Origin of the sequence: Mycobacterium heidelbergense, from assembly GCF_050205645.1 — a bacterium.
GTDB lineage: Bacteria > Actinomycetota > Actinomycetes > Mycobacteriales > Mycobacteriaceae > Mycobacterium > Mycobacterium heidelbergense_A.
In genome coordinates this window covers 241,653-257,875 of sequence record NZ_JBNMQT010000004.1, presented here as the reverse complement: position 1 = coordinate 257,875, position 16,223 = coordinate 241,653, and the positions used below count along the sequence as shown (strand labels likewise).

Here is a 16,223-nt window from a genome sequence, read left to right as displayed (position 1 = left end):
AATGCTATCGGGGTGGGGCTGTCAGGGCTGCCCAGGCTTGAGCCGCACGAACAGGGCGTCGGCTTCGGTCAGCAGGGTGTCGCCGTCGCTTAACCGGCCCGACACGAAGATCTTGCGCCCGTCCACCCGGTCGACCCCGGCATCGATCTGTAGTTCCTTTTCGATCGGCACGATGTGGCGGTAGTCGATCTTGAGGTAGGCGGTGCGCTGATAGGGACCGCCGGTGAGCACCGCCGACGTCAACCCGAGCACGGTGTCGAACAGCAGTCCCAACGCTCCGCCGTGCACGGCGCCGTTGCGGCCCAGATGAAATCGGGCGAAGCGGGCCCAGCCGTGGATCCGGCCGTCCTCGCCCTTGCGCGCCGACATTGGCACCGTCAGAACGTTGCCCCGCATCGGCAGATCCATCCGGCGGCCCGACGGCGAGCGCCATTCGTCGCCGTCGAACGGAGCCAGCAGCGCCGACACCTTCTCCAGTTGGTCCGCCGCCTCGGCGATCACCTCGTCGGGCGCGTCGACGGCGCGGGCGTGGTCCTGCAGTTTGCGTACCGCGTCGACGAAGCGGCCGTAGTCGGGCCCGCCCTTGGTCGTCGGTTCGGGCGGATTGAATCCCCCGCCGGGGTGTTTCTGATGGTCGCCGCCCACCAGGACACCGTATTGGGTGGCCCGTTACTGCGCTGCGGCAGCCGCCAGGGTCTCGAACTCGTCGTCGGACAGGGTGATCTCGGCGGCGGCAACGTTCTCCTCCAGGTGCGCCACCTTCGACGTGCCCGGAATCGGCAACATCACCGGCGACCGTTTCAGCAACCAGGCCAGCGCCAGCTGCGACGGCGTCGCGTCATGGTCGGCGGCGATGCGTTGCAGCGGGCCGTCCGGCGCGGCCAGCGGGCCGGCGGCCAGCGGGAACCACGGGATGAAGCCGATGCCCTGCCCGGTCACGTAATCCAGCAGCGGTTCGGCGCCCCGCGACGACAGGTTGTACATGTTCTGCACCGACACGATCTGCGTGACCTGCTGGGCTTCCTTGAGCTGATCGGCGTCGATCTCCGACAGTCCGATATGGCGGATCTTGCCTTCGTTTTTCAGGTTGAGCAGCTCGCCTACCTGGTCGGCCAACGGGAAGTTGCGGTCGATGCGGTGCAGCTGGAACAGGTCGATGGTGTCGACGCCGAGTCGGCGCAGGCTCATCTCGGCTTCCTGGCGCAGATAGCTCGGATTGCCGAGCGGGATCCACACGTCCGGGCCGGTGCGCAGCAGCCCCGCCTTGGTCGCGATCACCAGCCCCCCATGAGACGAGTAGGGATACAACGCCTCGTGAATGATGTCCTCGGATATGTAGGGCCCGTAGGAGTCGGCCGTGTCGATGAAGTTCACCCCGAGTTCGACGGCACGCCGCAACACCCGCACGCATTCGTCACGGTCGGCGGGCGGGCCCCACACGCCCTGACCCGTCAGGCGCATGGCGCCGAAACCCAGTCGGTTGACGGTGAGATCGCCGCCGATGGTGAACGTTCCGGACGCTTGGGCTAGAGCTCTTGGGGTCTTGGAGTTTTGCGCAGTCACCCCTACGACCGTACGCCGACGGCGTGACCGCGCGTCCCGGCGTGGCAAGCTGAGGGCGTGGACCTACAAGCGCTAGAAGAACTTCCGCTGACGTACTCGGAGGTGGGCGCGACCGCGGCCGGCGAGCTGCCCGCCGGATACGGCCACCTTCATACGCAGCGCCAGATCGGCACGGGCAGGCAACGTTTCGAGCGGGCGGCCGACGCGGTCATGCGCTGGGGCATGCAGCGCGGGGCCGGCCTGCGGGTGCGCGCCAGCTCGGAGGTCGCCGAGGTCGACACCGTGGTGTTGGTGCGCATGGGCTTTCTGCCCGCGCCGTGCCGCGTCGTCTACGTCATCGACGAACCGGACATCCGCGGGTTCGCCTACGGCACGCTGCCGGGTCACCCGGAGTCCGGCGAGGAACGCTTCGTGGTGAGCCACGACCCGGCCACCTCCGCGGTGTTCGCGGAGGTGTCGGCGTTCTCCCGGCCCGCGACCTGGTGGAGCAAGGCTGGCCGGCCGCTGGTGTCGGTGGCCCAGCGGATCATCGCGAGGCGTTACCTGCGCGGAGTGTGACCGGCGCGGTCACCGCGCCCCGACACCGCCTGCGGTGCGGACTCCAATGCTGCCGATGTGCACGGCCTGCGCCAGCCGGCCCAGCGCGACGGCGCCGACCAGCAAGCCGAAGTCGCGCAGCGCGATGTCGTAGAAGCCGGACAGGGTCAGCAGGTCGACGATGATGCCGGCCAGCCAGGCCGCGACCACCCAGGCGCCTATTCTCGGCGCGATGGCGACCAGCACACCGGCCGCGATTTCGATCACGCCCACCACATACATCAGCTGATCGGCGGTCCCGGGCACCAGATTGTCGATCCAGGGCGCCAGATACATGCTCCAGTGATGCGGGTGGGTCAGCAGGTTGAAGAACTTGTCCAGCCCGAACAGTATCGGCGCGATCGTGAACACGGTGCGAAGCGCGAAGTACGCGGAATAGGCCGGATCCTTCAATCGATCGCCCAGGGCAGGGCCGGCAGCGACTTGATTGGTGGTCATAAGTTGCCTCCATTTCTAACAGATAGTAATTCGAACGTTAGAGTAGGTACACTGTAGCGTCAAGTATTTTGTCTCTTAGAAATGGGCGATGACAGTGGACGACGGGCTTGAGCGCGACGCCGCGGGCATCGGCGCGCTGGCCGATCCCGTGCGCCGCCGGCTGTATCAATTCGTGTGCGCGCAGCCCGGACCGGTAAATCGCGACCAGGCCGCCGACGCCCTCGGCATTCCCCACCACCAGGCCAAATTCCATCTGGACCGGTTAACCGCCGAGGGACTGCTCGAAACGGAGTACGCGCGCTTGACGGGCCGGTCCGGCCCCGGCGCGGGACGAACCTCAAAGCTGTATCGCCGGGCCCGCCGCGACATCGCGGTCAGCCTTCCGCAGCGCGAGTACGAGCTGGCCGGGCGGCTGATGGCCCAGGCCATCGCGCAATCCGGCGACACCGGGCAGCCGGTCGTCGAGGTGCTGAACCGGGTCGCCCGCGACTATGGCCGGACGATCGCCGCCACCACCAGGCCACCGGCGAATGCCGCGGCGGCACTCGAGCGCACGGTCAAGCTGCTCAGCAAGTACGGGTACGAGCCGAACGCCTCGGATGGGACGGTGCGGCTCGCCAACTGCCCGTTCCACGCGCTGGCCCGGGAGCAGACCGAGCTGGCCTGCCACATGAATCACGCGCTGATCACCGGCGTGGCCGCGGCGCTCGCGCCGCACGGTCCCGACGTCCGCCTGCAGCCGGGGACGGACCGGTGCTGCGTGGTGCTTAGGCCCGCCGACCCCAGGCGGTGAGCAGGCTCTCGGCCCCCGCGCACATCCGCTCGATGACCTCGCCCACCGACGCGTCGTCGCCGATCATGCTCACACTCTGACCGGCGTCGACCGGCGCGATGCTGCGATCGTCGGCGGCGGTCGCCGCGGCCAGCTCGTCGCAGGCCGACCGATCGAGCACCTCCTCTTTGCCGGTCCAGCGGGCGACGAAGTCGTTGGCCAACACGCGCGACGGGAACCGGGCCGGCCACGGCAGGCCCTTGGCGACGTCGAAGACGCGGGTGATCGCGGTGTCGGTGGCGCCGGCCGCGATCAGCGCCCGGCGGCTGCCGTCGCCGGTCAACGCTTCCGGGCACGCGGCCAGGCGGGTGCCCACCCACGCGCCGCTGGCGCCGGCGGCCAGCACGGCGGCCAGGCTGCGGGGCGAGGCGATCCCGCCGCCGGCGAGCACCGGCACCGACACCGCATCCAAGACGGTGTCGAGCAACGGCAGCGTCGCGAGCTTCACGTCGCCGTGGCCGCCGCCCTCGGCGCCCCGCGCGACCAGGACGTCGACCCCGGCGCCGGCCGCCTGACGGGCTCCCTCGGCGTCGTATACCTGTGTGGCGGTGGCGATTCCGGCGTCGCGAGCCTTGCCGACCCACGACCAGTCGGTACCGAAGCTGACCGACAGCAGCGCGGGCCGCGCGGCAAGGGCATCCTCCAGCAGCCCCGCCTCGTTGCGCATCACCCAATCCACCAGGCCGATTCCGAACGCGCCCCGCACGTGCCGCAACTCGGCGTGCAGCGACTCACGCGTCGCGACGCTGCCCATGCCCACCATGCCCAGACCGCCGGCGGCGGTCACTGCGGCGGCCAGTCGGCCGCCGGCCACCCCGCCCATCGGCGCGTTGACGATGGGCACCCGCAGGCCGAAGCTGCTCGACCAGGGCGTCGACAGCATCCGGGCTAATGGGTGAGCGACGGAATGCTCTTGAGCACCGTCAGCATGACGACCGAGTCCTCGACCGCGTGCAGGGCGTGGCGTTCCGCCGGAATCGCCACGTAGTCGCCGCCCTTGCCCTCCCAGGCGTCGCCGCCGGCGGTCAGGCGCACGTGACCCTGCAGCACCTGCAGCGTGGCCTCGCCCGGGCTGTCGTGCTCGGACAGATCATGTCCGGCAAGCAGGGCCAGCACGGTTTGCCGGAGTTCGTGGGTGTGGCCGCCGTGGATGGTGTGTGCGGCCCGCCCGCTGTGTGACTTCTGGGCCTCGGACAACTTTTCGGCGGCCAGGCTGGTCAACGATATGGATTCCATGGCGAGTCCTTCGCGGATCGGGAGCGGGCTTCGGGACGGATTTTGTCAGGCGGTAAGTAGGAGTATCCCCGCCGCGATCAAGCCAACCACCTTCACCACCTCGAGGCCGACGTAGGCGTAGTGACCGCGGGAGCGCGGCCCCTCCGAGCCGGCGAGCACCCGGTCGGAACGGTTGGTAAGCCGCGGACGCACCGCGACGAGCTGGATGGCCAGGGCGGCAAAGGCGACGAAGAAGGCCACTGCGGTGCGCGTCGGCGTCGGCCCGGCGACCACGATCGCGAGGATGACGAGGGCGAAGCCGACCTCGACGGTGTTGAGGGCGCGGAAGACCAGGCGCCCGATGCCCAGCCCGATTTGCAAGGTGACGTTGGGCGCGCGGAACTTCAGCGGGGCTTCCAGGAACGAGATGGCCAGCACCATGCCGAGCCAGACGAAGGTGATCGCGACGGCGATCGCCGAGCCGGTGCTCACTTCGCGACGAGCTTCAGGTGCGCCAGGCACAGATCCGGTTCGACGAATTCGTCGAGCCGCTCGACGGCGACCTGGGCTCCCCAGGATTCCATGGCGCCCTGCATGATGCCGAGATGGACCGGGCAGATCACGTTGGTTCGGTTCTCGGCGACTTCCAGAAACGGGCAGTGCCGCAGCCCGACCTGTTGCTCCCCGCCGGCCGCGCGGCGCTCGGGCGCGAAGCCGAGATCGTCGAGCACGTCGACGAGGTGGTCGATGGCGTCCTCGGCGTTGGTGGCATCCGTCGGCAGGGATTCCAGCTTGCGCCCCCACGCCCGCCCGGCGGCCAGCGCCTTGGCGCGCGGATCGCGTTCGGCGGCGAACGCCGCGGTCAGGAGCTCGGCGAGCAATCGATAGTGCCGCGTGCCGCCGCGATCCATCTGCCGGACCGCGGCGAACATCAGCGGCGGCCGGCCCGGCCCTTTGCGGCCCGGCTCGACCTGCTCCACCTGGCCGTCGCCGACCAGGCTGTCGAGGTGGAAGCGGACGGTGTTGGGATGCACGCCCAGCACGTCAGCGATCGCGACGATGCTCATCGGATCCTGCGACGCCCGCAGCACCCGCAGCACCTCCCGGCGGCGACCAACGGATTCGGAGACCATGACCTGCGCGCTCAACGGTGGCTCACGCTCCTTCAGAGTCGTCGGCTCCCGGCTGCGCGGCCACCAGGGGTGTGTCGACGCCGAGTGGACCTATCTTGGCAGCCCCGCCCGGGGAGCCCAGCGGGGCGTCGCGGCCCGGCAGGGTTTCGGTAAAGAACGCTTCGTTGTCGGCCAAGTAGGGTTTGAGCTCCTCGGGCAGATCGTCCTCGTAGTAAATCGCATCGACGGGACAAACCGGCTCGCACGCGCCACAGTCCACGCATTCGTCGGGATGGATGTAGAGCGCCCGGCCGCCTTCGTAGATGCAGTCCACCGGGCACTCGTCCACGCAGGCCCGATCCATCACGTCGATGCATGGCTTTCCGATCACGTAGGTCATGCGCTAGAGTTTACACAAGACAAGTTGTGAAAACCATACGAAACGGGAGAGTGCATGGCCGACAACGAACTTGACGTCCGCGCGTTGCGCAAGCCGGACAAGCACCCGACGATCTTCGCGACCTACGCCGCGCTCGCGGTCGGCGAGTCGTTCGTCCTGGTGAACAACCACGATCCCAAGCACCTGCGCGACGAATTCGAGGCCGACCTACCGGGCAGCTACCGCTGGGAGTACGTCGAACGGGGGCCCCAGGTGTGGCGGATCCGGATCAGCAAGCTCACCTCCACGCCGCTCCCCCGAATTCTGGCCAACACCACCGAGTTAACGGCCGATGCCGATGCGTCCGGGGCGGTCTGGAAGTTGCAGGCCCGGGAGCGCGATCTCGACTCGAACGTCATCGGGCTCCCCGCGGGGGGCACGATCGATTCGCATGCCGGACCCGATCTCGACGTCTTGATCCATGTGCTGTCCGGCAGCGGCCGGCTGACCACCGAAACGGGCGCGATCGACCTGTCCCCCGGTGCGCTGCTGTGGTTGCCCCGGCGTTCGCGACGCCAGTTCGCCGCGGGCCCCGACGGGCTCCGATACCTCACCGTGCACCAGCGCCGCCAGGCGTTGGTGCTGGAACCCCTTGCGCGGCAGGCGGTCTGATGAACAGACAGCGGGCTCGTAGTTTGCCCTGCGCGCGATCGTCCACCTGGTCGGCCGTACGGGCGTCGGTGTTCGTCGCGGCGTTGGGACTGATCAACGGACCGTAGCTGTTAATCAACCGTTTCGTTGACAATCGACGGCGCTTCGATGAGCGTTGTTAGCTGTGCGCGACCTCCCGACGCGAACCCAATACGTGCACGCCCCCCGGGGCCGCCGCCCCACCCGCCTCGTCGGCGACGACCGCGAGCGCGCGATTCTGGCCGCCGCCGAGCGACTCCTTGCGCAGCGACCCCTCGCCGACTTCTCCGTGGACGACCTGGCGAAGAGCGCGGGCATCTCTCGTCCCACCTTCTACTTTTACTTCCCGTCGAAGAACGCGGTGTTGCTGTCGCTGCTGGACCAGGTGAACACGCGGGCGCACACGGCCGTCACGGCGCTGGCCGGCAGATTGCCCGGCGACCCGGTGGCCGTGTGGCGGGCCCGCATCGAGGCGTTCTTCGAGGTGTCCGGATCGCATCGTGCGGTCGCGGTCGCGGGCGCGGCCGCCAAGGCGACCAACCCCGAGGTGCGGCAGGCGTGGTCGACGCTCATGCACAGGTGGATCTGGTCCACCACGGCGGCGATCGAGGCCGAGCGCCGGCGCGGCGCCGCCCCGCAGCTCGTTCCGGCCGAAGACCTTTCGGTTGCGCTGAACATGTTGAGCGAACGGGTGATGGCGGCGACGTTCACCAACGAGGAGAGCGCGATTCCGGAGGACCGGGTGATCGACACTCTGGCGCACATCTGGCTGGCCAGCATCTACCAAGACGGTAAGGCGTCAACCGCCCCGTAGCATCCGCTCGGCGCGGGCCACGGTGTCGTCGATCAACCGGTCGACGGCACCGAAGTAGGTCGGCGACGGCGGCTTCCCGGCCAGTTCGGCGATGGCCCGCTGTTCCCCGAGAACGTCTGCGGCGCCCAGGTTTTCGGCCATCCGGGCGGGGTGAACCTGCAGGGCGGCGAGCAGCTCAACGGACTGGGAGCCCGCGACCACTGCCCGCCGCGCCAGGGTCCGCAGCGTGTCCCATTCGGCGTGCCACGAGCCGTCCGGGCGTTCGTCGTTGGCCAGCGCGGCGGCGGTGTGCAGGGTCGCCGCCAACGGCGGCGCCGACAGGGCGGACCGCCGTATCAGGATGGACAGCACCGGATTGCGCTTGTGCGGCATCGACGAGGACCCGCCCCGCTTGTCGCTGTCCGGTTCGCTGAGTTCGGCGATCTCCGGGCGGCCCAGGGTGAGGACGTCCGAGGCGATGCGGCCCCAGCAGTCGGTGCAGCCGACGAGGGCGTCGCCGGCCGCGGTGACCGGTGTTCGCGTCGTGTGCCAGGGCGCCCGGACGTCTAGGCCGAGCGCGCTGGCCGTCACCTGCGCCAGGCGATCCGAGACGGCCGCCGGCTCGTCCGTGTCGGTAAGCAGTGTCACCAATTCCGTTGTGGCGGCCCGCGTCCCGGCGGCGCCGCCGAACTGGATCGGGGTGGCCAGCGCGCGCAGCCCCTCGCACGCGTCGAGCACGCCGCCCAGCCAGCCGGCCGCCTTCGCGCCGAACGTGGTGGGCGCGGCGTGCTGGGTGAGGGTTCGGGCCACCATCGGGGTGGCCCGATGACTTTGCGCCAATGTCGACAGCGCCGAAATCTGTTGGGTGAGCTGCGCTATGACGGCATCCGCGGCAGCCCGCACGGCCAGCATCAGGCCGGTGTCCAGCACGTCCTGGCTGGTGAGCCCGCGGTGGATCCACGGCCCGATCGCCGGGACGGCCCGCTGCCGCAGCAGCTCGACCAGGCCGATGACCGGGTTGCCGCCGTCCTCGGCGGTGAAGGCGAGCAGCTCGCAATCGGTGGGATTCACCAGATGTGCCAGGTCCAGGTTCGCGCACTCGGCGGGTGCCAGGCCGGCGGCGGCAAGGGCGGCCAACCAAGCGGATTCCGTCGCCACCATCGACTGCAGCAGCGCCCAGTCCGTCATGTACTCGCCGGCCCGATGGTCACCCGGCCACAGCAGATTCGTCATCGGCCGCCCTCGTATGCCAGAAAAACCGTCTCGTTCGGGCCCTGCAAGTGAATGTCGAAGCGGTAACCGGTTCGGCCGGAATCACTTTCGGCCACGCACAGCAGGCTGGCCCGCCGGCCGGGGTCGACCGCACTCAACAGCGGATCGGCGTCCAAGTCCGCGGCGGGCAGGTAGGCGCGGGTGAACAAGCGGTCCAACAGCCCCCGGGCGAAGACGGCGAGCGCGAAGAACGGTGGCCGCCCGCCGCTCGCCGAGCCGGGCGCCAGGGTGGTGAACGCGTAGTGCCCCGCCGCGTCGGTGGCCCCACGCCCCCATCCGGTGAACCCGGTCCCGTCACGCCGCAGCGAGCCGGCCCGGCGCGGGATTCGGCCGGCGCCGTCGGCCTGCCAGAGTTCGACCAGCGCGTCCGGGACCGCGGCGCCGGCGCCGTCGTACACGGTGCCGTGTAACCGCACGGCCTGCGGATGCGCCGCGTCGACCAGGTCGCTGCCCCCGGGGTACGGCAAGGCCATGCCGAAGAACGGCCCGACGGTTTGCCCTGGGGTACAAGCCAATTCAGGCCCAGATTCAAGCATCGTCATCGGTCCAGGTTCGGCGACTCCCGCAGACCACGATGTCCCACCGGTACCCCGTCGCGAATTCCGGCTCGGTGAGGTCGTGGCCGTAACGCGCGATCAACCGTTGGCGCGCAGCGGGATCCAGGATGGACTGCAAAATCGGGTCCAGATCGAACAACGGGTCACCGGGGAAATACATCTGGGTGACCAGGCGCTGGGTGAACGCGGTGCCGAAGACCGAGAAGTGGATGTGCGCCGGGCGCCAGGCATTGCGGTGGTTGCGCCAGGGATAGGGTCCGGGCTTGACGGTGAGGAAGCGGTATGACCCGTCGGCCCCGGTCAGGCAGCGCCCGGCGCCGGTGAAGTTCGGGTCGAGCGGCGCGGGGTGCTGGTCGAGCTGGTGATGATAGCGGCCGGCGGCGTTGGCCTGCCAGATCTCGACCAGCTGGCCGGCCACCGGCGCGCCGGAATCGTCGAGGACCCGCCCGCTCACGATGACGCGCTCGCCGATCGGCTCGCCCGGGTGGCGGGCCGTCAGGTCGGCGTCGAGGGGGTCGACGTCCTGGGGGCCGAAGCACGGCGCCGCGCGTTCGACCGCCTCGGGATCGACAACCAGCAGAGGGTGTTTCGGGTGGCGCAGGGCGCTGCTGCGGTAGGGCGGGTAGTCCAGGCGCGGCTGCGGCCCGGCTCCGCCCGCGCGCCGGTAGCCGGCCGCGAGGCACGCGATCTCCGCGGTGATGTCGGCCTGCGACGCGGCGCGCTCGGCGTTCATGAGCCGTGACGCTACCCGCGCTGCGGCCGTGAGCTACAGAGCGCGCACCAGCGCGGCGCGCCCCTTGGTGCGCAACTTGTGCAGCGCCGAGCCGCGGTATTGGCCGATCTTGGCGGCCATCTTGGTGCCAAGCTCCTCGAGTTCGGGGTCGGTGATCTTCACCTCGGGTGGAGCGGGAATCATGTCGCGCTCCTCCTCGTCGGCGTGCGCCTCCAGCACCGTCTTGAAGGAGTTCCACTCCTGCTCGTAGCGCGGCGCGGTCTGCGGGGTCTTCAGCAGCACCGACAGCTGGTCGATCACCTGCCGATGCTCGGCGTGGGCGACCGCGATCAGCTTGGTGGCCGCCCCCAGCGCCGGGTAGTACAAGTCGTCCTCGATGCGGAAGTGAATGTCGAGTTCGATCAGCAGCTCGTCGAAAAGGGCATGGCGCTCTTCGCTGTTCACCGGCGCTTCGCTGATCTTGCGACCGAGCCCCTTGATCACGACGTGGTGATCCTTCAACACTTCGTATGCGTTCACTTCGCTACCTCCTCGGCACGCACTTCGACCATTCCGTTGACCAACCTCGCCTGGTAACACGGCAGCGGGGCCGCCGACGGGCCACGCAAAACCTCGCCCGACTCGGCCGCAAACCACGAGCCGTGCCAGGGGCACACGATCCGGCCGCGATCGACCCAGCCGTCGGCCATCGGGGCGGCCAGGTGCGGGCAGAATTCACCGAACGCCGACACCTCGCCGGGCTCGGTCTGACAGACCACCAGCCCCACCCCGTCGACCTCGACCCGCACCGGCTTTCCGTTCAACGAGCCCGCCGGCATTACGGGGGTCCATTCGGTGGTGCGCAGCCGTTCGCCCGACTGGTCGATCCCGATACCGGAGTCGAACACCAGGGCCCCGCCCAGGTAGCTGCCGCCGACCGTGAGGCCGTAGCCCAGCGCGGTCAGCACAATCCCGCGGCCATGGCGCCCGCGGCGGCGGTCCCACCAGGACTGCGCGTACAGCGCGGTCGCCACCATGTTCACCACGCCGTGCACCAGCCCCACCCGGCGGTCCCCCTCGTGGGTGTGCTGCCAATCGGTGGCGCCCGTGATGGCCGAGCCGATGCTCGCCAGGATTCCGACGCCGAGCGCGCGGGAGGCGAACCGCGAGGCGTCGCGGACCTCGGTGGCCGGCTGGCCCGGCAGCAGGCTGAGGGCGTCCAGCGCCACCGTCGTGCCGAGCGCCCCGCTGGTCAGCGACGCCAGCGGCGGGTGGACCGGGTGCCCGAGCCACACGCCGTTGAGCGCGTTGGTGACGGTGTTGCGGGCCCGGCCCAGCCCGTTGTAGGCGAAGCTGAGCAGGTGTTCCAACCGATAGCTCGGCCGATCCAGCCACTCTTGACGCCCGATGGCGGACAACACCCGTGGTCCGACATTCCGCAATCGGCCATCCCGTGACCGACCAACCATGGCTACCCCGTCCTTCCTCACATGCAGAGCTATGCGACGTATGGATACGCAAAATCGGCGATTGACGCCCGGAACCACCGTAGCGGCGACCAGCCGGCCGTCGCTTGTGCGGCACCTGTGAATTAGCTCAAAGGCCCCTTCGGGATTGACCGGTCGGGCCGGTTTGCAGGATTCTATTGACCAGAAGATATTTCTGTAGAACAGAGTGAGCCGCCGGATGGCAGATCAGCCCAGCGATCTATTCGCTGTCCTCGAGAACGTCCGCCAGGGGATGATCCCCGCGCACATATACAACGACAGGCAGCTGTTCGAGCTGGAGAAACAACGGCTGTTCGGCCGGGCGTGGACGTTCGTGGCGCACGAGTCGGAGATCCCGCAGGAGGGCGACTACGTGGTGCGCCGGGTTCTCGACGATTCCTTCATCATCACCCGCTGTGCGAACGGCGAGGTGCGCGCCTTGTTCAATATGTGCCTGCACCGCGGCATGCAGGTCTGCCGCGCCGAGATGGGCAACGCCTCCAACTTCCGCTGCCCGTACCACGGCTGGACCTACCGCAACGACGGCCGGCTCACCGGCTTGCCGTTCCATCGCGAGGCATACGGGGGCGATGAGGGGTTCGCCAAAAACCAGACCCTGCTGCCGGCACCGAACCTGGCCGGCTACAACGGGCTGTTGTTCATCAGCCTGGATCCCCACGCCGAGCCGCTCGAGGACTTCCTCGGCGACTTCAGGTTCTACCTGGACTACTACACCAAACAGAGCAGCGGCGGCCTCGAGCTGCGGGGGCCGCAACGATGGCGGATCAAGGCCAACTGGAAGATCGGCGCCGAGAACTTCGCCGGCGACATGTACCACACGCCGCACACGCACGCGTCGATCGTCGAGATCGGCTTGTTCCGCGAGCCGAAGGCACAGAAGCGCAAGGACGGCGCCACCTACTGGGCGCACCGCGGCGGCGGCACCACCTACAAGCTCCCGCCGGGGGGTTTCGAGGAGCGGATGCGCTACATCGGCTATCCCGACGAGATGATCGACCGCATCAAGGACACCTGGACGCCGCGGCAACAGCGGGTGGTCGGCGAGGACGGATTTATGATCTCCGCGGCGACCTGCTTTCCGAACCTGAGTTTCGTGCACAACTGGCCGAAATTGCCCGGCAGCGAAGCGGTTTTGCCGTTCATCTCGATCCGGCTGTGGCAGCCGATCAGCGAGAACGAAACTGAGGTGTGCTCGTGGTTCGCGGTGGACTCCGCGGCTCCCCCGCGGTACAAACGGGACTCGTACAAGGCGTATTTGATGTGCTTCGGTTCGACCGGCATGTTCGAACAAGACGACGTGGAGAACTGGGTGTCGCTGACTACCACCGCGGGCGGTTCGATGGCGCGCCGCCTGCTGCTGAACAGCCGGATGGGCCTGCTGCCCGACGACCGTCCGGTGATCGAGCCGCTGACGGCCGAGTCGTTCCACGGGCCGGGCCGCGCGCAAGTCGGCTACAACGAGAACAACCAGCGCGAGTTGCTCAGGTTGTGGGCGGATTACCTGTCATGAGAAAAGCCCTGCCGTTCAACGACATTCGCCATCTGCAAGCCCATCAGTTCCTGGTCGACGAGGCCTATCTGCTGGATGCCCAGGACTACGACGCGTGGCTGGACACGCTGACCGACGACGTGCGCTATGTGATGCCGGTCCGGGTCACGACGGCACGCGGCGCCGGGTTCGACGCCGCCCCGGAAAGGGGACCGGGGATGGCCCATTTCGACGAGGACAAGTACTCGCTGCGCCAGCGGGTCGCGCGCTTCGCCACCGAGCACGCCTGGACTGAGGATCCGCCGTCGCGGCTGCGGCATTTCGTCACCAATGTGCGCACCTTCGAGGGCGACGAGGATGCGGAGTTGTTCGTCGAGTCGGCCGAACTGCTCTTTCGTAGCCGCGGCGACGTCAACGAGAGCGCACTGGTGTCGTGCGGCCGCGAGGACGTCCTGCGCAGGTGTGGCGATGACTGGAAGCTGGCCCGCCGCAAGATCTTTGTCGACGAATCGGTGCTGCGGATGCAAAACCTGGCGGTGTTCCTGTGAGCGACGAGCCCATCACGATTGCCAACGAATTCACCGAGGTCGTGGTGCGCCGGGTCGATACGCGCAACGGGTCGCGGCTGCTGATCAGCGCGCCCAAGACCGGGCGGTCGATCAGCCTGGACGCGCTCGAGGTCGAGGCGCTCACGCGGCAGAACACCCGTACGCTGACGGCCATGGTCGGCAATCCCGATGGCCCGCTGCTGCCCGACGAGGGGCAACGATGACGGCCTGGCTCGAGGACAAGCGAGCGCTGGTGGTGGGCGCCGGTTCGGGAATCGGCCGCGCCGTCGTCGACGCGTTTTGCGCCGAGGGCGCCAAAGTCGCTGTGCTGGAACGTGACTCCGGAAAATGCGCGGCGTTGCGACGAGAATCGCCGGGCCTCCCGGTCATCGAAGGCGACGCCGTCACCCGCGAGGCCAACGAGCGCGCCGTCGCCGCGGCGGCCGACGCGTTCGGTGGGCTGGACACCCTGGTGAACTGCGTCGGAATCTTCGATTTCTACAAGGGAATTGCCGACCTCGACGCCGACGGACTTGCCCCCGCGTTCGACGAAATCTTCCGCACCAATGTGCTCAGCCATCTGCGCTCGGTCAAGGCCGCGGTCCCGGCGCTGCAGGCGGGGAGCGGATCCTCGATCATCCTCACCGAGTCGGCGTCGTCGTTCCACCCCGGACGCGGCGGCGTGCTGTACGTGTCGTCGAAGTTCGCCGTGCGCGGGCTGGTTTCGGTCCTGGCGCACGAGCTGGCGCCCGGGATTCGCGTCAACGGGGTGGCTCCGGGCGGCACGCTCAACACCGACCTACGCGGTCCGTCCAGCCTGGGACTGGACGCGGTGCGCCTCGACGACACCCCCAACCGCGCCCGCGACCTGGCCGCGCGCACCCCGCTCAACGTTGCGCTCGACGGCCGGGACCACGCGTGGAGTTACGTGTTCCTGGCGTCCGACCGATCCCGCGGCATCACCGGCGAAACGATCCACCCCGACGGCGGATTCGGGTTGGGCGCGCCACGATGACCCCCCTTGACGAGCAGCGCGCCCTGGTGGCCCAAGGCTGCCGGGTCGCCGCCGCCCGCGGGCTGGTCGACGGCATCCTCGGCCATCTGAGCCTGCGGATCGACGACGAACGCCTGCTGATTCGGTGCCGCAGCGACACCGACACCGGGGTGGCCTTCACCCGGGCGTCCGACGTCCGGCTCATCATGTTCGACGGAACCGCCGGCGCCACAGGCGAACTCGACGGCTACCGCGTGCCCAACGAGCTGCCGATCCACGTCGAAACCCTGCTGGCCCACCCGGAATACCGGGCCGTCGCACACCTGCACCCGTCCGCCGTCGTCGCAGCCGACCTCGCCGGCATCGAGATCCGGCCGATCTACGGGGCCTACGACATTCCCGGCGCGTGGCTGGCCCGTGGCGGCGTGCCCGTCTACGAACGCGCCGTGCTGATCCGGAATTCGTCGCTGGGCAAGGAAATGGTGGCGGCCATGCGTGGCCGGCCGGTGGTGATCTGCCGCGGACACGGGATCACCAGCGCCGCGGCCACCGTGGAACAGGCGGTGCTGCAGGCGATCAGCGTGGATGCCCTGGCCCGGATGTCGTTGCGGGTGCGCACGGCCGGCGGCGCCCTGGCCGACATCGACGACGCCGACTGGGACGAGCTGCCGGACCTGGGAGCCGAGTTCACCGCCGAGGCGGCCTGGCGCCACGAGTTGGCCCGCTTAGGGCATCAGCCGAGCTGATCGCCAATCTCCTTGGCCGCCTTGGTAAGTGCGGCGGCCACCGATGAGTATTGCGAGCTGCGCAGCCGCTGCTGCGGGGCGGCGGCGTTGAGCGCGATGCGCAGGCCGGGAGCCCGGGTCGGGATGGGCACCGCGACCGACGCGACGCCTTCCTCGCTCTCCTCACGATTGACCGCGTAGCCGCGCTCGCGGATGCGGCCAAGCTCTGCCTCCAACTCGGTGCGGCTGCCGATCGAGCGAGAGGTGATGCGCTGCAACGGTTCATCGGGCAGCAGTTGACGCAATTCCGGCTGGGACAACTGGGCCAGCAGGACCTTGCCCGTCGAGGTGCAGTGGGCCGGCAGGGTGCGCCCCAGCCGCGACGCCACCCGCACCGCGGCGGGACCCTCGACCGCGGCGACGAAACGAACGCCGGCGCCGTCGAGCATTCCGAGGTGAATGGTTTCCCGCAGTTGTTCGCTGAGGCTGCGCATGATCGGCATGGCCGATCGCTGAATGTCGATGCGGCCGAAGATCGCAAACGCCACACCGGTCAACGACGGGCCGGGCAGGTACGCCTTGGACACCGGGTCTTGGCGGACGAACCCGCGATAGGCCAGCATCGCCAGCAGCCGGTGCGCAGTCGAGGACGCCACCCCCAGGTAGCGCGTCGCCTCGCTCAACCGGATCTGCGGCTGCTCACCCAACAGCAGCAGCAGCTTGAGCGCGTTGTCGACCGACTCGATCGGGTACTGCGGCGCGCCCTTCCCGGACATGAACTCACGGTAGCCCGTCCGCC

The 16,223-nt window shown here is 68.9% G+C and carries 23 protein-coding genes; 9 read left to right on the top strand and 14 right to left on the bottom strand.

What is annotated here, in order from left to right; all coding sequences use genetic code 11:
- Positions 1 to 21 precede the first annotated feature (21 nt).
- Complete coding sequence (locus ACQI5H_RS06540) at positions 22 to 648, bottom strand: PaaI family thioesterase (protein WP_427078615.1); 627 nt, start codon at positions 646 to 648, stop codon at positions 22 to 24.
- A gap of 21 nt (positions 649 to 669) precedes the next feature.
- Positions 670 to 1,563, bottom strand: coding sequence for an aldo/keto reductase (locus ACQI5H_RS06535; protein WP_427078573.1), 894 nt, complete (start codon positions 1,561 to 1,563; stop codon positions 670 to 672).
- A gap of 57 nt (positions 1,564 to 1,620) precedes the next feature.
- Between ACQI5H_RS06535 and ACQI5H_RS06530 the strand changes: the two genes are divergently transcribed.
- Positions 1,621 to 2,121 carry a DUF1990 family protein gene (locus ACQI5H_RS06530; protein ID WP_427078572.1) on the top strand — a complete coding sequence of 167 codons (501 nt, stop codon included), beginning with the start codon at positions 1,621 to 1,623 and terminating at the stop codon, positions 2,119 to 2,121.
- A 9-nt stretch (positions 2,122 to 2,130) separates the two neighbouring features.
- Here ACQI5H_RS06530 and ACQI5H_RS06525 read toward each other — a convergent pair whose 3' ends face one another.
- Positions 2,131 to 2,598: a hypothetical protein gene (locus ACQI5H_RS06525; protein ID WP_427078571.1), complete on the bottom strand. Its 468-nt coding sequence runs from the start codon at positions 2,596 to 2,598 to the stop codon at positions 2,131 to 2,133.
- 88 nt (positions 2,599 to 2,686) lie between these two features.
- On the opposite strand from ACQI5H_RS06525, the gene ACQI5H_RS06520 reads away from it, so the two are divergent.
- Positions 2,687 to 3,391, top strand: coding sequence for a helix-turn-helix transcriptional regulator (locus tag ACQI5H_RS06520; protein WP_427078570.1), 705 nt, complete (start codon positions 2,687 to 2,689; stop codon positions 3,389 to 3,391).
- Here the strand turns inward: ACQI5H_RS06520 and ACQI5H_RS06515 are convergent.
- From ACQI5H_RS06515 to fdxA, 5 genes are read right to left on the bottom strand one after another with little or no spacing between them, the layout of a single operon-like run.
- Complete coding sequence (locus ACQI5H_RS06515) at positions 3,366 to 4,313, bottom strand: NAD(P)H-dependent flavin oxidoreductase (protein WP_427078569.1); 948 nt, start codon at positions 4,311 to 4,313, stop codon at positions 3,366 to 3,368. The two genes, ACQI5H_RS06520 and ACQI5H_RS06515, sit on opposite strands and share 26 nt — an antisense overlap.
- 5 nt (positions 4,314 to 4,318) lie before the next feature.
- Positions 4,319 to 4,666, bottom strand: coding sequence for a cupin domain-containing protein (locus ACQI5H_RS06510; RefSeq protein ID WP_427078568.1), 348 nt, complete (start codon positions 4,664 to 4,666; stop codon positions 4,319 to 4,321).
- Between the two features lie 45 nt (positions 4,667 to 4,711).
- Positions 4,712 to 5,137, bottom strand: coding sequence for a hypothetical protein (locus tag ACQI5H_RS06505; protein WP_427078567.1), 426 nt, complete (start codon positions 5,135 to 5,137; stop codon positions 4,712 to 4,714).
- Entirely contained in the window at positions 5,134 to 5,778 is a 645-nt protein-coding gene (locus ACQI5H_RS06500) for a helix-turn-helix transcriptional regulator (protein ID WP_427078614.1), read from the bottom strand. Before ACQI5H_RS06500 ends, ACQI5H_RS06505 begins: the two co-directional genes overlap by 4 nt.
- Positions 5,779 to 5,800: 22 nt before the next feature.
- Entirely contained in the window at positions 5,801 to 6,157 is a 357-nt protein-coding gene (gene fdxA, locus ACQI5H_RS06495; protein ID WP_076063878.1) for a ferredoxin, read from the bottom strand.
- Positions 6,158 to 6,211: 54 nt separating this feature from the next.
- Here fdxA and ACQI5H_RS06490 point away from each other — a divergent pair, with 54 nt between their 5' ends.
- Both ACQI5H_RS06490 and ACQI5H_RS06485 read left to right on the top strand, forming a co-directional pair.
- Positions 6,212 to 6,808 (top strand): DUF2249 domain-containing protein, encoded by a 597-nt coding sequence (locus ACQI5H_RS06490; RefSeq protein ID WP_427078566.1) that lies wholly within the window; start codon positions 6,212 to 6,214, stop codon positions 6,806 to 6,808.
- A 163-nt stretch (positions 6,809 to 6,971) separates the two neighbouring features.
- Entirely contained in the window at positions 6,972 to 7,640 is a 669-nt protein-coding gene (locus ACQI5H_RS06485; protein WP_427078565.1) for a TetR/AcrR family transcriptional regulator, read from the top strand.
- On the opposite strand, the gene ACQI5H_RS06480 is transcribed toward ACQI5H_RS06485, so the two are convergent.
- Genes ACQI5H_RS06480 through ACQI5H_RS06460 form a run of 5 tightly spaced genes read right to left on the bottom strand, consistent with a single transcriptional unit; the run spans position 7,626 to position 11,629 of the window.
- On the bottom strand, positions 7,626 to 8,852 hold the full coding sequence (locus ACQI5H_RS06480) for a lyase family protein (protein WP_427078564.1): 1,227 nt from the start codon (positions 8,850 to 8,852) through the stop codon (positions 7,626 to 7,628). The genes ACQI5H_RS06485 and ACQI5H_RS06480 overlap by 15 nt on opposite strands.
- Complete coding sequence (gene pcaG, locus ACQI5H_RS06475) at positions 8,849 to 9,427, bottom strand: protocatechuate 3,4-dioxygenase subunit alpha (protein ID WP_427078613.1); 579 nt, start codon at positions 9,425 to 9,427, stop codon at positions 8,849 to 8,851. Before pcaG ends, ACQI5H_RS06480 begins: the two co-directional genes overlap by 4 nt.
- Complete coding sequence (pcaH, locus tag ACQI5H_RS06470; RefSeq protein ID WP_427078563.1) at positions 9,420 to 10,181, bottom strand: protocatechuate 3,4-dioxygenase subunit beta; 762 nt, start codon at positions 10,179 to 10,181, stop codon at positions 9,420 to 9,422. Before pcaH ends, pcaG begins: the two co-directional genes overlap by 8 nt.
- A gap of 33 nt (positions 10,182 to 10,214) precedes the next feature.
- Positions 10,215 to 10,700 carry a hemerythrin domain-containing protein gene (locus ACQI5H_RS06465; protein WP_427078562.1) on the bottom strand — a complete coding sequence of 162 codons (486 nt, stop codon included), beginning with the start codon at positions 10,698 to 10,700 and terminating at the stop codon, positions 10,215 to 10,217.
- A complete protein-coding gene (locus tag ACQI5H_RS06460) occupies positions 10,697 to 11,629 on the bottom strand; it encodes a Rieske 2Fe-2S domain-containing protein (RefSeq protein WP_427078561.1) in 933 nt (310 codons plus the stop codon). The genes ACQI5H_RS06465 and ACQI5H_RS06460 overlap by 4 nt, the downstream gene beginning before the upstream one ends.
- Positions 11,630 to 11,846: 217 nt before the next feature.
- Here ACQI5H_RS06460 and ACQI5H_RS06455 point away from each other — a divergent pair, with 217 nt between their 5' ends.
- From ACQI5H_RS06455 to ACQI5H_RS06435, 5 genes are read left to right on the top strand one after another with little or no spacing between them, the layout of a single operon-like run.
- On the top strand, positions 11,847 to 13,178 hold the full coding sequence (locus ACQI5H_RS06455) for a Rieske 2Fe-2S domain-containing protein (protein WP_427078560.1): 1,332 nt from the start codon (positions 11,847 to 11,849) through the stop codon (positions 13,176 to 13,178).
- Complete coding sequence (locus ACQI5H_RS06450; protein ID WP_427078559.1) at positions 13,175 to 13,705, top strand: 3-phenylpropionate/cinnamic acid dioxygenase subunit beta; 531 nt, start codon at positions 13,175 to 13,177, stop codon at positions 13,703 to 13,705. Before ACQI5H_RS06455 ends, ACQI5H_RS06450 begins: the two co-directional genes overlap by 4 nt.
- Positions 13,702 to 13,929 (top strand): dihydrodiol dehydrogenase, encoded by a 228-nt coding sequence (locus ACQI5H_RS06445; protein ID WP_427078558.1) that lies wholly within the window; start codon positions 13,702 to 13,704, stop codon positions 13,927 to 13,929. The genes ACQI5H_RS06450 and ACQI5H_RS06445 overlap by 4 nt, the downstream gene beginning before the upstream one ends.
- A complete protein-coding gene (gene hcaB / locus ACQI5H_RS06440; protein ID WP_427078557.1) occupies positions 13,926 to 14,720 on the top strand; it encodes a 3-(cis-5,6-dihydroxycyclohexa-1,3-dien-1-yl)propanoate dehydrogenase in 795 nt (264 codons plus the stop codon). The genes ACQI5H_RS06445 and hcaB overlap by 4 nt, the downstream gene beginning before the upstream one ends.
- The gene (locus ACQI5H_RS06435; protein ID WP_427078556.1) at positions 14,717 to 15,445 is read left to right on the top strand and encodes a class II aldolase/adducin family protein; all 729 of its coding nucleotides are present in this window, start codon (positions 14,717 to 14,719) and stop codon (positions 15,443 to 15,445) included. The genes hcaB and ACQI5H_RS06435 overlap by 4 nt, the downstream gene beginning before the upstream one ends.
- Here ACQI5H_RS06435 and ACQI5H_RS06430 read toward each other — a convergent pair.
- Positions 15,433 to 16,200, bottom strand: a complete 768-nt coding sequence (locus ACQI5H_RS06430; protein ID WP_427078555.1) for an IclR family transcriptional regulator — start codon at positions 16,198 to 16,200, stop codon at positions 15,433 to 15,435. The genes ACQI5H_RS06435 and ACQI5H_RS06430 overlap by 13 nt on opposite strands.
- Positions 16,201 to 16,223: the final 23 nt, after the last annotated feature.